This is a genomic window from Sphingobium sp. PNB, assembly GCF_019873065.1.
Classification (GTDB): domain Bacteria; phylum Pseudomonadota; class Alphaproteobacteria; order Sphingomonadales; family Sphingomonadaceae; genus Sphingobium; species Sphingobium fuliginis.
In genome coordinates this window covers 16,716-30,318 of the sequence record NZ_JAINEZ010000008.1, presented here as the reverse complement: position 1 = coordinate 30,318, position 13,603 = coordinate 16,716, and the positions used below count along the sequence as shown (strand labels likewise).

The following is a 13,603-nucleotide window of genomic DNA, read 5'->3' as shown; positions in this document are numbered from 1 at the left end:
GCGTCGAATTTAACGCAGCGCGCTCTAGCTGTACGCCGGTTCGGCAACCATGCCGGCCCGCGCCCGAGCCGTCGCCACCAGCTTGAAAAGACCCGCATTATAGTCGGTCAGCTGGTCCATGGTCAGATCCCGATAGGGCGTCATCGGGCAGAGCGAGTCCACCACATCCCAGAACGGCTCGATCTTTTCGAGAACTTCGTCCACCGGCCCGCAGGTCACGAAGGCTTCGACCATCGCATCGGACACATTGCCGATGACCTTGGCGATGTCGCCATGCTCACCCAGGCTCAACTGGCAGGCGCGCGCCTGATCGCCAAAGCCGATCGCCTCGAAGAAGGGCTCATATTCCTTGTATCCGGAATAGGCCGCGACGGTGGCGCGGCTGTCGTCGATCGCCTTCTGCTTGTCATCATTGACCGCGATCCAAGGCCAGGCGTTGATTTCGATATCTTCGCGCCTGCGGCCATATTGGGCCAGCTTCTCGTTGATGAAAGGCAGTCGGCTCCTGGTATAGGCCGCGGACCAGAGGGCATGGACCATCAGACCGTCGCCGATTTCCAGCGCAAGCGCAGTCATTTTGTCCTGTAGCGCCGCGATCCAGATCGGAATCTCTTCCCGCACCGGGGGCGCGGTCAGCATCATTTCCTCAAAATCGGCGGAGAAATATTCCCCCTCGATCGGATCGAGCCCCTTATGCGCGTTGGCGATGACATAGCGGATCACCTTGACGCTTTCGCGCAGGTGGGACAGCAGCTTGCGTTCGGGTTCGCCATACATGCCCGTGACGCAGCTCTTGATGCTGGAGCCCAGCCCCAGCACGAAGCGGCCATTGGAAATGCGATCGATGTCCATCGCTGCATAGGCGGTTTCCACCGGACTGCGCGTTCCTGCAATAGCGACGCCGGTGCCGACCTTCAGGCTGTTCGTCAGCGCGGCGGTCGCAGCCATCGGAACGAAGGGCGGCCCGTAAATCTGCAGCGAAAAGCAGCCCTCGAAACCCGCCTGTTCCATCTGCTGGCCGATACCTGCCATGGCGGGGGCAGGCAGGGTGGGCATGACGGCCCACCAGCGGCGTTCACCGCCGACGGCATTGACGAGCTTGGACATGGCGACTCCGGAAAAGAAAAAAAGGAGCGGACGCTGCCGTCCGCCCATGGGGAGAGATCAGATCAGAACTGGAACAGTTCCTTGCGTAGGCCGATGATGTCGCTGCAATCGGCGCTGACATTGTCGCGATAGGCGAAGTCGCCCTTCGCCTGCCGGTCGGCAAGGTCCATCATCGCCATGCGATAGCGCTGCCCGGCCTGGTCGAACTTGCTGTGCAGGTCCTTGCGGTCGGTATGGCGCATATAGCGCGGGCTTTGCGGCGAGGTCATGTAGCTGTCCTGCCGCGACACCTTGTAACCCGCCTTGGGCATGACATGGCGGAACATCAGGCCCGCGTTGGAGGTGTTCATGACCATTTCCATCCGCGTGCGGTCCCGCGTTTCGGGCGTGCAGGGGTGGAACAGCGGCACATCGTCACCGGGGCTGAACCGGCCATAGGCGATGGCGCAGTGAGAGCGCAGATAGATGCGGATCACCTGCCGCACATTCTGGGTCGGCTGCTTGATGCCGCTGAAGAATTTCATCACCGGGGCGACCGACTTGTTGACGCAGGTGCGGACCATGGTGACGGTCTCGCTGTCGTAGAAGGTTTCCACGGTTTCGCTGTCCGACCGTTCGTCGCCGACGACGTCGGCATGCAGGAAGTCGGCATGGGTAAGGTCGATCAGATTTTCCAGGCTGATCGGCGCGGCGCTCTCAAAGCGGACGGTCGCGGTCATGTGCCGCGGCAGGCCACCCTTGGGAGGGAGGAAGGGCAGGCTGGGGAGATGGGCCGGGTCTGCCGCCAGCGGGTTGCCGAACCACACCCAGACCACGCCATAATGTTCCATCACCGGATACCGGCCGCGTGCGTCGGTAAATTCGCTCTTGTCGCGTGCGATCCGCTCATTGGGATGGAATTCGCTGGCGACGGCGACGCCATTGTCGCGCCACAGGAAGATGGGGTGCGAATAGATGGCGCGGCGGACGGGCTTCCCCGTCACGGAATAATCATGCGCCACCGGAAACCAGCTGTCGCGCATCACGAGATTATGCGGCACCCAGCGGTTGATGGCGTTCAGGGCGATCGGGTTGCCACCTGATGGCGCGGCGGAATTGTCGTCGTGCGAAACGGGACGATCGGCGGTTTCGAGCATCTTCAAATCCTCCTTCAGGCCGCTACGGTCTGATCATGGGTCGCGGGGGCGCTTTCCAGCATTGCCTTGCGCAGATCCTCGCCATGCAGCGAGACGGTGGGCTTGGTGGCACGCAGTTTCGATCCGTCGACCGATGCGAGCACCGACAGCGGGTTGATCCCGCGCAGCACCGCGCCGCGCACGCCCGGATGGCGAACGCCCAGTTCGGCCCGCCAGCGGACGGCTGTCACCCCCCGCGCCGAGGGGACGGGCGAAAGAACGGCGTGGAGCAGATCGTTGAATTGGTCGTCGCGCAGCGTCAACTGTGTCTCGCCGGTCAGCGGATGGGTGCGCGTCAGCAGGGTGAGCGGAAATTCGGCCACGAAATGCGACGGCCAGTGCAGCGGATGCCACTGGCAATTGCGCTCCATCACCAGCATCCCGCCTTCCTCATGCAGTTCCGACATCAGATAGGGGCTGAAGCGGACACCGCGGATCGCGATGACGAGGCTCGGATCGTCATAGAGCGCATTTAGATATTCCTGATGGCTGCAACTGACGTTGACCGTGCCGATATAGCTGTATTTGGGGTCTGCGCTGAGCGGCGCTTCCGCCTTGGGATTGAGGCAGACCCGCACGAAACCCGCCTGCTCGCTGACGCCAAAGGCATTGGCCTTGTAGATTGGCGGGAATTTCTGCTGATCCTTCATGTTCGGGATTTCCTTCAGGCGTCCCGACTCGCCGTCATAGCTCCAGCCATGATAGCCGCACTGAATCCAGCCATTGTCGCGGATGCAGCCCAGCGACAGCGGTGCGCGACGATGCGGGCAGCGATCCTCCAGCGCGCGGGCGATACCGTGATTGTCGCGCCACAGCACGACCGGCTGATCGCCGATATCGACGGACAGCGGCTTTTCGGAGGTCACTTCCTCGGACCGTGCGACAGCCCACCAAAGATCACAATCGAGACTCATAGCGCTATCCACTCTCCTTTCGATTAAATTGACGGATGACAATTTATATGTCAACGTCTTTTCACTATGGATCTGCTGATGCTCGATCGTCCCCAGCGCACCCGCGGCCGTCCTGCCCTCAATGCCGCCCAGGCCGTGGATGAGGACAAACTGCTGGGCCTGGCCTTTGCGACCTTCGCGGAGCGCGGCTATGAGGGCACGACGCTGCGCGATCTGTCGAAGCGGCTTGGGGTCAGCCACAATCTGCTGAATGTCCGGTTCGGCCGGAAGGAGGATCTGTGGATACGTGCGGTCGACTGGCGCATGGCGCAGGCATCGCCCTTCGTCGAAGCGGCTTTTGACGAACCGGCCGATCCGGAAGTGCGGCTGCGCCATCTGATCCAGCGTTTCTGCCTGTGGGCGACGAGCAATGGCGACATCGTGTCGCTGACCAATGTGGAAGGCTGCCGTTCGACCTGGCGGCTTGACCATATCGTCGAACATTTTGTGCTGCCGTTCCAGCGGCGGCTCGATGGCCTGCTCGACGCGGTGCGGTTGCAGCGGCCGGTTCACGACCTGTCGACGGCGGCGTTGATGGCGCTGCTGGTGCAGGGGGTCGGCTATTATTTCTGTGCCGTGCCGATGCAGCAGCGGCTGGGGGCCGGGCAGGAAGTGGATGATGTGCATGCGGCCGAACATGCAGATAGGCTGGCCGCTTTTCTGCTCGCTGCCCTCCTTCCGTCGGTCGCCTGACCAAAGCGGAAGAAGGGCAGCGGCATATCTGCTTACTTGTAGGGATCGACAGGCTGGGGGACTTCCACCACGCCGATGTCCTTCAGCATGGTCAGCACGTCGGAAATGCTGAAGATGCTGATAATCTTGTCGTCCTTGAACTTGACGATCGAGAACCAGTTGACCTGAAACTCGTTGCCGGTCGGCTGCACGCCCATATAGGGGCCGCCGACATGCTTGCAATAATGGGTCGCGTAGATCCAGATTTCATCGTCGCCCTTGCCGACCGCGTCGATGGTTTTGTAGGCGGCGGGGAAGAAGGTCTTGTAGAGCGCGACCGGCGAGGTCTTCCACTGCTCATAGGTGCCCAGATCCGGCCGGTTGGGGTTGCCGTAGCGAAACTCGGGATGGAAAAATCGATCCATTCCGTCAAAGTCGCCGGCATTCAGGGTTTCCTGCAGGTCGGTCCAATGCTTGACCATCTGCTTCTGCTTGTCGGTCAGTACGGTCGAATCCGACACGTCGAGCTGTTCACGAATATCTTCTTTCCAGGCCACGATAATCCTCTCTCATTCATTCAGGGGTGGTGCGTTATGCTCAGTCTTCAGGCGCGATGGTGATCGTAAGGCCCGAAAGCGCTTCCGACATCATGACCTGACAGGACAGGCGCGAATAGTCGTTGCGATGCGGCGAGCCATCCAGCAGATCGCTTTCATCGTCCGATACGGGGGGCAGGGACTGAGCGAAGGCCGGGTCGACATAGACATGGCATGTCGCGCAGGAACAGCAGCCGCCACACAGCGCCAGCAACTCATCGAAACCGGAATCACGTATGGCTTCCATCACTGACGTATCGGCGGATGCCTTGATCGTCTGCTGGGCGCCGTCACGGGTAATGACATTCAATTCGGGCATGGCATTCCTCTGCTGGAATCGGAATCGATGCCCCCTCCTAATCAGGGCGTATTGATTTCCCTCCTGTCGAAAGGCAGGTTGTGAGATTGGCTATTTCACCTCGACCTCGACCGGGAAACGATCGAAATAGAAAGCGAAGGGGCGGCGCAATTCCTCGCCGGTCACATGAAAATCGCGTTCCAGATCATAGACGATCTTGCCCTTGGCCTGCTCGCCATGCTCGGCCAGATAGCTGTGCAGATCGGCCAGCGCCTGATCGGTCAGGGGGATGTCGGCAATGAGATAGATTTCCTTCAGGATCGGGTCGGGATTTCTGATCCAGTCGTGGAAATAGACGTCGATCGTCTGGTCGGGGGGCAGGATGTCGCGATCCCGCACGCAGGCGCGGAGCAGCTTCTCATAGCGGTCGGGCCAGTAGGCGAGCGGTTCCTGAATATCGACCGTCTTGCGGAACATGCGCGCCGCATAGCTATACATGGTGAGCTGCGACCGGATCGATCCGACCGGATCGCGATGGGTCAGGACGAAGGTGGCGTCGGGAAAGGCCTTATAGAGGGCGGGGAGTTGCTCCATATGCTGCGGGCATTTGATGACCCAGCGGTTGGGTCCGTTCAGATATGTCAGGACCTGAAGGCCCTTTTTCAGATAGGCATAGGTGCCCGACTGGTCGTGGCTCAGATAATAATCGCGCCAGCGCGGCACATGCGCGAGCCACTCGATCAGATAGGAGGAGAAGTCGACTGCCTGAAGCTCGATATCCTCGCTGATATGATCGGGCGAAAATTCGTGCATGATCGCCATATGGGGCAGGATGGATTCCATCATCCGCCAGCCCTGTTCCGCCTTGGTCCAGCGGGGATTGCTATCCTCAGGTGTCGGGGTTTCGTCAGGGGCGGGAACCGGCGCGATCGCTTCCCACCAGGGCAGGGAGCGGAACCGGCGGTCGGCCGACAGCAGACCGAGCAGATGCGTCGTGCCCGATCGGGGAAGGCCCGCGACGATGATCGGCCGGTCGATCTGGATGTCCAATATCTCCGGGTGGCGCTTCACTATGTCCTCGATCCGCAGGCGGGTCGCGGCAAAGCGGATCATCATCTGGAACAGATTGGCGCGCGTGACCGCCGAGGCGTTGGCATCCTCGTCCACGGCCTGGCACCAGACGGCCAGCCGTTCGCGAAAATCCTCCGCGCCGAAATCCGACAGCCCGGTCTGCGCCTGCGCCGCAGTCAAAATGACCTCCGGCTGGAGGACGATCTGATCCGCCGCCGCTTCGGCTCCGGCCATCACCTGCTTCTGAACATCGGTCAGCACGGGGTGATGCAGGTCGGTAATGTCAATGATGTTACGGCGCGCGGCCTCTTCCTGCGCGGGACTGCCCATGTCGCTCTCCTTTTATCGATGCGCCATCTAAAAGCACGGACCCTTTCTTCCGCAAGGTGCGCAGCCATCGCCACTGCGCCAAATGCTCCGCAAAAGCGCCATGCTGCGCAGGGATGGCATCGCGGCACGCGAAACTGTTCGGAGAGGTTGGATGAACGCTGTTTCCCAGGTCTATGATCTGCCCGTCACACCGGCCATGGAGTGCACGGTTCGGGGGCGGATAGCGCTGCCCGGTGTGGTGATGGAATTGCACCATTATCGCTTCCGCGGCCAACAGGGCGGGATATTTTCGTCACCCCGCAGCTTTCTGGATCTCGCGCTGTCCCCGCGCCCCGGTCGTCCCTGTGGCGGCTATGGCGGGATCGGAGAGGGCAGGGCCAGCGCTCTGGGCGACGTGCTGTTCGTCCCGGCCCGAAGCGAACTTCATACCGAGTGGGGCGAGGGTGAGCAGACATCGATATGCTGCGGCTTCGACGGGATGGGATTCGATCATGATGAGCCGGATCTGTCGAACGACGCCTTGCAGGCATCGCTCGACGTTCGCAGCCCCGCTGTGCGTGAGGCGCTGCGGCGCATTGCGGGTGAGATTGCGCAGCCTGGCTTTTGCAGCGAGATGCTGACACAGGCGATATGGCTTCAGGCCGCGATCGAGTTACAGCGCTATCTGCGCGTTTCGGGCGGCGATACCGAAATACGGGGGAGTGGCATGTCCCGGGCCCAGCTTCAACGCATCGGCGATCGCATCGAGCAGCCGGGCAAGCCCCCATCCGTAGCCGAGCTGGCGGCGGAATGCGGCCTTTCCACCCGTCATTTCTTCCGCCAGTTCAAGGCTGCCACGGGGCAGACGCTCACCCGCTATGTCGCCGACCGCAAGATCGACAGGGCAAAGCAATTGTTGCGCCAGGCCGGCCCGGCGATCAAGGTCATCGCCTGGGATTGCGGTTTTGACAGTGCGGCCGCCTTTTCAGCCGCCTTCCGCAAGGCGACTGGACTGACGCCCCGGCAGTTTCGCGAAGGCATGATGCATTGAAAGCAGGGCCGTTTCGCGATGGCATTGGCACGATCGCGAAACTGGCCCCCCTTGTTCATCGGCGCGGTCGCCAGCAATGTTGCGCCAAAGCGCCGCCGTTGTTCGAGCGGCCATGGGGAGAATGGACGTGCCGGAAAACCTGTTCGATCTGAGCGGCAAGGTGGCGCTGATCACGGGCGCCAATTCGGGGCTGGGGTTCGGCTTTGCCCGCGGCCTTGCCCGCGCGGGCAGTGACGTCATCCTCTGGGGGCGGCGCGCCGACAGGAATGAGGAGGCGGCAGCGGCGTTGCGCGCGCATGGGGTGCGGGTGTTCGCTGACGTGGTCGATGTCGCCAGCGAACCTGCGATCGTCGCCGGCTTCGCCCGCGCGCTCGATGCCATGGGCCGGGTCGACACGATGGTCGCCAATGCCGGTATCGCCAGCCGGGTGCCGTTCACGGAGATGGACGTTGCGACCTATCGCAAGCTGATCGACGTCAATCTCGATGGCGCGGTCTTCACCCTGCGGGAGGGTGCGCGGCATATGAAGGCGCGCGCCGAGGCGGGTGATCCGGGGGGCTCGCTGATCATCTGCGGCAGCGGTTCGATCTTCCAGGGCGTGCCGACCATGGCCCATTATGGCATTGCCAAGGGCGCGCTCAATGCCCTCGCCAAGGCGCTGGCGGCCGAACTCGGTCCGATCGGCGTGCGCTGCAATGTCATCGCGCCGGGTTTCATCGAAACCGAGATGACATTTGCAGACCCGGAAGTCGGCAAGATGATCGCGGACTTGGTGGCCGCGAAGGCGCCGCTCGGGCGGGCGGGCAAGCCGGCCGATCTGGAAGGTGCGGTCGTCTATCTGGCGAGCGACATGTCAGCCTATCACACTGGCGACACGCTGGTCGTGGACGGGGGGAAGATGTCCGCCAACTGACCGACGGACTGTCGATAATAGCAGGAGATACGCATGTTCGTCCGGCCCAACAGCCAGCATTGCCAGGTCGCCTATGTCACCAACGATCTCGACGCGGCGATGGCCGCGCTCAAGGACGCTTATGGCACGCCCGGCTTCTTCGAGTTGTCGAACATCCAGCCCGGCGAAGACCCGACCGGCAAGCCGGTGCTGAAGATCGCGCTGGCGGTGGTCGGCGGCGTGGAGGTCGAACTGATCGAACCGGTGGGCGATACGGCCCCCTTGTTCAGCGATTTTCTGCCCGAGGGCGATGACCTAGCCATTCGCTTTCATCATGTCGCGACCCGGATCGATGGACCGCTTGCCCACTGGGAGGCGCATGTCGCCTCGCTCGACCTGGCGCGGCACCCGGTTGTGTTCGAGGGCGCGCTGGGCGATGTGCTGCGATATATCTACACCGACGAGCGCGCGACGCTGGGCCATTATGTCGAGCATGTCTGGATGGCGCCCGACCTTCTGGCGCAGATGCGCGCCGTCGTCCCCACCTATCCGCCAGTAAAGGACTGACTGCATGACCATCGCTCTGTCCCGCCTCAATTTCCGCGACATTGGCGGCCTGCCGACCGCGGGGGGAGGTCAGGTCCGGCCCGGCATCCTTTTCAGGTCAGAAGGCCCAGCCAGTTTTATCGAGGATCATCATACGGAATTGTCGGATCTGGGCTTTCGCTCGGTGGCGGATCTCCGATCGACGATCGAGAGGGATGCGGCGCCTCATGACTGGTGCGGGCCGGATTGCCGGATGCTCGACCTTGACATGAATACGGACCTGCGCGCGCAGGGGGAAGATATGTGGATGTCGCTCGGTCGCGACCCGACCGCCGCGCGCGCCGTCGAGGTGATGGCGCATAATTACGGCCTGATGCCGCAGGCATTTCTGCCGCATCTGTCGCGGATGGTCGATGCGCTGCTGGCGCAGGACACGCCGATGCTGGTTCATTGCACCGCCGGCAAGGACCGGACCGGCGTCGTCGTCGCCCTGTTCCTCGACCTGCTCGCCGTGCCGCGTCCCGCGATCATGGAGGATTATCGCAAGTCCGACATATTCGGCCAGAATCTGCGCGTGTCGGGTCATCTCAAGCGCGATCTGCAAAAGACCTTCGGCTTCGTGCCGCCCGACGACATGGTGGCCATCCTGATCGGCGTGCAGGATGATTTCCTCCTGAGCGCGCTCAATATGGTCGCGACGCGCTGGGGCGGGATTGAAGGGTATTTCGAGGCGGCAGGCGTCGACGCGGAACGGCGTGCTGCGCTGAAGCAATTGCTTGCCACAGACTAGGCGGGAAATCTGCGCGGGCGTGTCCGCCACCCTGGCCGGGCTTCTGCTGCCGGGCGGGATAGCCGGGGCCTCCGCCGTCAACCGGAAGAATATGGTGGAGAATGAGATGAGCGATAACGGCATTTTCGAATGGGAAGATCTGCTCGACCAGCTTCGCCCCCTGGGCCAGTTGATGCGCGATCGTATCCCGGAAAGGCTGCGCAGCGATCCCCGCGTCATGCAGGAATCGATGCGGCTGCTGCTGTCGGGCGTGCTGCGGGCGACCAACGACGCGATCATGCATGATCGCAGTCACCCGATCTTCGTGCCCGAACTCAACATTTGCCAGAATATCTTCCAGCCCAATGCGGACACCATTTACAAGGCGGCGCTGATCGAAAAGGGCGGCACCTATCGCATCCGGGGCGATCGCGGCACGACGCGAATGATGATCCTGGCCCAGCTCGGCCCGGACACGCTGCGCACGGGGCAGCATCATCCCGCGCAGGACGCGAATGATTTTAACGATCTGCATGTCGGTGCTGATGGAGCCTTCGATGTCATCCTCTCGCCGACCCGTCCGACCGGTTATGAAGGCGACTGGTGGGAACTGAAACCCGCGACCGAGAAGCTGATGGTGCGGATCGTCGCCTGCGACTGGGGTGTCGAGCGCGAGCCGCGCTTCGGCATCGTGCGTCTGGATGCCGATCACGCCGCTAAGGGACGCCCTACGCTGGCCCAACTGGCGCACCGCTTTGCCGAGATTCCCGCCACGGCGACGGTCTGTGCGCTGGCCTTCCCCGACAAGGTGCAGAAGCTGCGTGACGAGGGGCTGATCAACACGCTGAAAGTCGTCGACTTCTCCCAGATGACCGGTCTTGCCCGGCAATCCTATTATGAGGGTGCCTATGATCTGGCCGATGACGAGGCGCTGATAACCGAGGTCCGGATTCCCAGGGAAGTCGATTATTGGTCGCTGATCCTGACCAACGAACTCTATGAGACGACCGACTGGTATCATAATCAGTCCAGCCTCAATGCGGCTCAGGCCGTGGTCGATGGCGACGGCTATTTCCGCGCGGTCATTTCCGCGCGCGATCCGGGCGTTCACAACTGGCTCGACACGTCGGGCTATGCCAGCGGCGCTGTGCAGGGGCGCTGGTTCAACACCGACGAGCGGCCCACGCCGACGATGAAGAAAGTCAAACTGGCCGACGTGCGCAGCCATCTGCCAGTCGACACCGTTCTGGTGACACCGGACGCGCGCGCCGAAGCTATCCGCGAACGCACGCTCCGCGCGCACACGCGCATCATCTGGTGAGGGGGGAACCAATGAGCGACGAACTGGCCAGACTTCTCGACTATGAGGCGCTCCGCAATGTGAAGGCGCGCTATTGCCGCTTTCTCGACACCAAGGACTGGGATGGCTTCCTCTCTCTGTTCACGCCCGATGCGGTGTTGGATGTGGAGGAGGACACCGGCAATCCCCCAATGAGCGGGCACGCCGCCATATTGGAGCAGGTACGTTCCGCGGTCATCGACGCATGCTCGGCGCATCAGATCCACTCGTCGGAAATCGACCTGCGCGGCGATGAGGCGGACATGATCACGGCGATGCAGGACCGGGTGGTCTGGGCGCCGGGCAAATGTCCGATCCCCGGCGGTCAGTCGATCACCGGTTTCGGCCATTATACCGAACGCTATGTGCGTCAGGACGGACAGTGGAAAATCGCTGCGCTCAAGCTCACGCGCCTCTATGTCGAGGTGCATCCCGAACCTGCCGTTTGACAGGTTGCCTATGCTCCTCCCAACGGCAATGCAGTGGCATATATTTGAGAGGACATGGGAATGACGGAAGCGGTGGAACCGGGCGTACAGGCACTTTTCGACAAGTTCGGCACCTATATCCTCCCCGGGCGGGTCAATGATCCGCGTCGCGGGATTGACGAAGCGAAAGAGGCGGAACGTATCGGTCTTGGCTGCGTGTGGATTTCCGAACGCTATGCGCTGAAGGAACCGGCGGTGCTGGCGGGCGCGGTGGCCGAGGCCACCTCGAAGATCCGCATCACCGGCACCATGTATGCGACGATGCGCCATCCGCTCGTCACCGCCAGCGTCGCCGACATGATGCAGGCGATGAGCGGGGAGCGGTTCCGCCTGATGTTCGCGCGGGCGGTTCCGGCCTATATGAAGATGTTGGGTTCGCCGCCGATCACCATGGAGCGGCTGGCCGATCTGATCTCGATCTGCCGGCGCCTCTGGGCGGGTGAGAAGATCGATTATGAGGGTGTGCTGGGCAAATTCCCCGCCATCAATCTGACCGATCGCCATGGCGGCACGCCCCCGCCGATCATCTTCACTGCGATCGGGCCCAAAAGCCTGGAATTCGCTGGCGAACATTGCGACGGCGTGCTGCTGCACCCCTTTGTGTCGGCGCAGGGGGTGAAGAACAGCGCCAAGATCGTCCGCGACGCGGCGGAGAAGGCCGGCCGCGATCCCATGTCCGTGCGCATCTATCACAATATCATCGTCGCCCCGGACCTGCCCAAGGACGAGGAGGAGGCCGTCGTCGGCGGCCGCGCCATCACCTATTTCGAACTGCCCGGCTTTGGCGACCTGATCGTCGACATCAACGGCTGGGACAAAAAGGTGCTGGAGGATATCCGCGCCCATCCCAAGATTGCAGGCCTCAACGGCAAGCCGGCGGATCAGGCCTATACGCGGCAGGAGCTGGTCGATGTCAGTCGGCTCATTCCGCAGCAATGGCTGGACGAGGGCGCTGCGGTGGGGACCGCGGCCCAATGCGCCGATCAGCTCATGGGGTTCCTGGATGCTGGCGCCGATGAAATTCTGCTCCACGGCTCGTCGCCCAAGGATATGGGGCCGCTCACCACCGAACTGAAGCGCGCGCTGGCGGCGAAGGGGCTGTAATCATGGAATTGCTGACTCCCGATCGTATCACCGTCCAGTTGCAGGACTGGCTGGCGAGCGAAAAGCCCGAGTGGCGCGACATCCGCGTTCGTCCGCTCAATGTGACGCTGGGCGCGGGCTTTTCGGCGGACATTTTCTTTGTCGACGTCGACTATGTCGATCCGGCTGGTTCCCAGAGCCAGACGCTTGTGGTCCGCCGTCAGCCGATGGATCTGGAAGTGGTGTTCGGCAGCAGCCTCGCGCTTCAGGGCAAGATGATGGCGGCGCTCGATGCGCGCGGCGATCTGCCCGTGCCGCCGTGGATCGGCATGCATCTCGACCCCGATATTCTCGGCCTGCCTTTTCTCGTGATGGGCAAGGTGGAAGGGGAATGCGCCAAGCAAAAGCCCAATTACAATCTGGAAGGCTGGCTGGTCGAAATGACCCCGGAGCAGCGGCGGCAAACATTCGCCAATGCCATCAACGCCTTTGCCAGCCTGGCGACGATCGACTGGCGCGACGGCTTTGAATTTCTCGCCCAGCCGGAAAATGGGCGGCCGGGTCTCGATCAATATGTCGGTGCGCTGGAGGCGTGGCACAAGGCTGCGGGGCGCGGCCGGACGATGCCCATCGTCGATGCCGCCATGGCCTATGTGCGCGCCAACATGCCTGCCGATGCGGGGGTGAATGTGCTGTGGGGCGATCCCACGCCGTCGAACGTCATGTTCGCGGCCGACGGCAGCGTCAACGCGCTGATCGACTGGGAACTCGCGGCACTGGGGCCGGCGGAGCTTGACCTCGCCTGGTGGCTCTATTTCGACGATCTGTTCGGCCGCCGCTTCGGTATCACCCGGCTGGAAGGCCTGCCGAGCAAGGAGGAGACGATCGCCATCTGGGAAGCGGCAAGCGAACAGAAGGCCGGGCATCTCGATTATTATGACATCGTCGCGGCGCTCCGCATGGCGCTGGTCGCCGTGGGCGCCTTCGACCGGCAGGTCGGCATCGGCAACATCCCTGCGACGAACAAATCGCTCAACGACAATTTCATGACCCTTTATCTGGCCGAAAAGCTGGGGCTGCCCATCCCCGAACTGGGACCGGATTTCGTGGCCTTCATGAAGAATCTGACGCCGGTGGAAGACAAGGCAGCCTGACGCGGCTCGCTGCGGGCAAAAGTGAATTGTCTGCTTGACCACGGCCTCTTCTATTAAATACACATCGTGGAATAATAAAGTGGAGAGGGTGAGTCATGAG

The 13,603-nt window shown here is 62.2% G+C and carries 15 protein-coding genes; 9 read left to right on the top strand and 6 right to left on the bottom strand.

The genetic code is table 11. From position 1 onward, the window contains the following. Positions 1–24: 24 nt before the first annotated feature. The 3 genes from K7W03_RS04705 to K7W03_RS04695 all read right to left on the bottom strand — a co-directional run bounded on the left by K7W03_RS04705 (position 25) and on the right by K7W03_RS04695 (position 3,196). Complete coding sequence (locus tag K7W03_RS04705; RefSeq protein WP_222885724.1) at positions 25–1,107, bottom strand: LLM class flavin-dependent oxidoreductase; 1,083 nt, start codon at positions 1,105–1,107, stop codon at positions 25–27. A 62-nt stretch (positions 1,108–1,169) separates the two neighbouring features. After that, entirely contained in the window at positions 1,170–2,243 is a 1,074-nt protein-coding gene (locus tag K7W03_RS04700; protein WP_102999860.1) for an aromatic ring-hydroxylating dioxygenase subunit alpha, read from the bottom strand. A 14-nt stretch (positions 2,244–2,257) separates the two neighbouring features. After that, positions 2,258–3,196, bottom strand: coding sequence for a Rieske (2Fe-2S) protein (locus K7W03_RS04695; protein ID WP_222885723.1), 939 nt, complete (start codon positions 3,194–3,196; stop codon positions 2,258–2,260). Between the two features lie 78 nt (positions 3,197–3,274). Between K7W03_RS04695 and K7W03_RS04690 the strand changes: the two genes are divergently transcribed. Further along, a complete protein-coding gene (locus K7W03_RS04690) occupies positions 3,275–3,928 on the top strand; it encodes a TetR/AcrR family transcriptional regulator (protein WP_226869700.1) in 654 nt (217 codons plus the stop codon). A gap of 32 nt (positions 3,929–3,960) precedes the next feature. On the opposite strand, the gene K7W03_RS04685 is transcribed toward K7W03_RS04690, so the two are convergent. From K7W03_RS04685 to K7W03_RS04675, 3 genes are all read right to left on the bottom strand, one after another. Continuing rightward, on the bottom strand, positions 3,961–4,464 hold the full coding sequence (locus K7W03_RS04685) for an ester cyclase (protein WP_066562972.1): 504 nt from the start codon (positions 4,462–4,464) through the stop codon (positions 3,961–3,963). Between the two features lie 40 nt (positions 4,465–4,504). Beyond that, on the bottom strand, positions 4,505–4,822 hold the full coding sequence (locus tag K7W03_RS04680) for a 2Fe-2S iron-sulfur cluster-binding protein (RefSeq protein ID WP_066562971.1): 318 nt from the start codon (positions 4,820–4,822) through the stop codon (positions 4,505–4,507). A 90-nt stretch (positions 4,823–4,912) separates the two neighbouring features. Further along, the gene (locus K7W03_RS04675) at positions 4,913–6,202 is read right to left on the bottom strand and encodes a sulfotransferase family protein (RefSeq protein WP_222885722.1); all 1,290 of its coding nucleotides are present in this window, start codon (positions 6,200–6,202) and stop codon (positions 4,913–4,915) included. A 151-nt stretch (positions 6,203–6,353) separates the two neighbouring features. Between K7W03_RS04675 and K7W03_RS04670 the strand changes: the two genes are divergently transcribed. The 8 genes from K7W03_RS04670 (at position 6,354) to K7W03_RS04635 (ending at position 13,503) form a co-directional block, all read left to right on the top strand. Then, a complete protein-coding gene (locus K7W03_RS04670; protein ID WP_102999908.1) occupies positions 6,354–7,232 on the top strand; it encodes a helix-turn-helix domain-containing protein in 879 nt (292 codons plus the stop codon). Between the two features lie 121 nt (positions 7,233–7,353). Next, complete coding sequence (locus K7W03_RS04665; protein ID WP_102999863.1) at positions 7,354–8,145, top strand: SDR family NAD(P)-dependent oxidoreductase; 792 nt, start codon at positions 7,354–7,356, stop codon at positions 8,143–8,145. Positions 8,146–8,178: 33 nt separating this feature from the next. Beyond that, a complete protein-coding gene (locus tag K7W03_RS04660) occupies positions 8,179–8,691 on the top strand; it encodes a VOC family protein (RefSeq protein ID WP_222885721.1) in 513 nt (170 codons plus the stop codon). 4 nt (positions 8,692–8,695) lie between these two features. Next, a complete protein-coding gene (locus K7W03_RS04655; RefSeq protein ID WP_222885720.1) occupies positions 8,696–9,460 on the top strand; it encodes a tyrosine-protein phosphatase in 765 nt (254 codons plus the stop codon). Positions 9,461–9,479: 19 nt separating this feature from the next. Next, a complete protein-coding gene (locus K7W03_RS04650) occupies positions 9,480–10,760 on the top strand; it encodes a DUF1214 domain-containing protein (protein ID WP_253257885.1) in 1,281 nt (426 codons plus the stop codon). An 11-nt stretch (positions 10,761–10,771) separates the two neighbouring features. Continuing rightward, positions 10,772–11,227 carry a nuclear transport factor 2 family protein gene (locus tag K7W03_RS04645; RefSeq protein WP_102999866.1) on the top strand — a complete coding sequence of 152 codons (456 nt, stop codon included), beginning with the start codon at positions 10,772–10,774 and terminating at the stop codon, positions 11,225–11,227. Between the two features lie 60 nt (positions 11,228–11,287). After that, on the top strand, positions 11,288–12,370 hold the full coding sequence (locus tag K7W03_RS04640) for a TIGR03857 family LLM class F420-dependent oxidoreductase (RefSeq protein ID WP_102999867.1): 1,083 nt from the start codon (positions 11,288–11,290) through the stop codon (positions 12,368–12,370). Between the two features lie 2 nt (positions 12,371–12,372). Further along, entirely contained in the window at positions 12,373–13,503 is a 1,131-nt protein-coding gene (locus K7W03_RS04635) for a phosphotransferase family protein (protein ID WP_102999868.1), read from the top strand. Positions 13,504–13,603 lie beyond the last annotated feature (100 nt).

What these genes read in the sequence shown, in the direction of transcription:
- K7W03_RS04705 (WP_222885724.1), bottom strand. Translation starts at nt 1,107, where the DNA reads ATGTCCAAGCTCGTCAATGCCGTCGGCGGTGAACGCCGCTGGTGGGCC.
- K7W03_RS04700 (WP_102999860.1), bottom strand. Translation starts at nt 2,243, where the DNA reads ATGCTCGAAACCGCCGATCGTCCCGTTTCGCACGACGACAATTCCGCC.
- K7W03_RS04695 (WP_222885723.1), bottom strand. Translation starts at nt 3,196, where the DNA reads ATGAGTCTCGATTGTGATCTTTGGTGGGCTGTCGCACGGTCCGAGGAA.
- K7W03_RS04690 (WP_226869700.1), top strand. Translation starts at nt 3,275, where the DNA reads ATGCTCGATCGTCCCCAGCGCACCCGCGGCCGTCCTGCCCTCAATGCC.
- K7W03_RS04680 (WP_066562971.1), bottom strand. Translation starts at nt 4,822, where the DNA reads ATGCCCGAATTGAATGTCATTACCCGTGACGGCGCCCAGCAGACGATC.
- K7W03_RS04675 (WP_222885722.1), bottom strand. Translation starts at nt 6,202, where the DNA reads ATGGGCAGTCCCGCGCAGGAAGAGGCCGCGCGCCGTAACATCATTGAC.
- K7W03_RS04670 (WP_102999908.1), top strand. Translation starts at nt 6,354, where the DNA reads ATGAACGCTGTTTCCCAGGTCTATGATCTGCCCGTCACACCGGCCATG.
- K7W03_RS04665 (WP_102999863.1), top strand. Translation starts at nt 7,354, where the DNA reads ATGGACGTGCCGGAAAACCTGTTCGATCTGAGCGGCAAGGTGGCGCTG.
- K7W03_RS04660 (WP_222885721.1), top strand. Translation starts at nt 8,179, where the DNA reads ATGTTCGTCCGGCCCAACAGCCAGCATTGCCAGGTCGCCTATGTCACC.
- K7W03_RS04655 (WP_222885720.1), top strand. Translation starts at nt 8,696, where the DNA reads ATGACCATCGCTCTGTCCCGCCTCAATTTCCGCGACATTGGCGGCCTG.
- K7W03_RS04645 (WP_102999866.1), top strand. Translation starts at nt 10,772, where the DNA reads ATGAGCGACGAACTGGCCAGACTTCTCGACTATGAGGCGCTCCGCAAT.
- K7W03_RS04640 (WP_102999867.1), top strand. Translation starts at nt 11,288, where the DNA reads ATGACGGAAGCGGTGGAACCGGGCGTACAGGCACTTTTCGACAAGTTC.
- K7W03_RS04635 (WP_102999868.1), top strand. Translation starts at nt 12,373, where the DNA reads ATGGAATTGCTGACTCCCGATCGTATCACCGTCCAGTTGCAGGACTGG.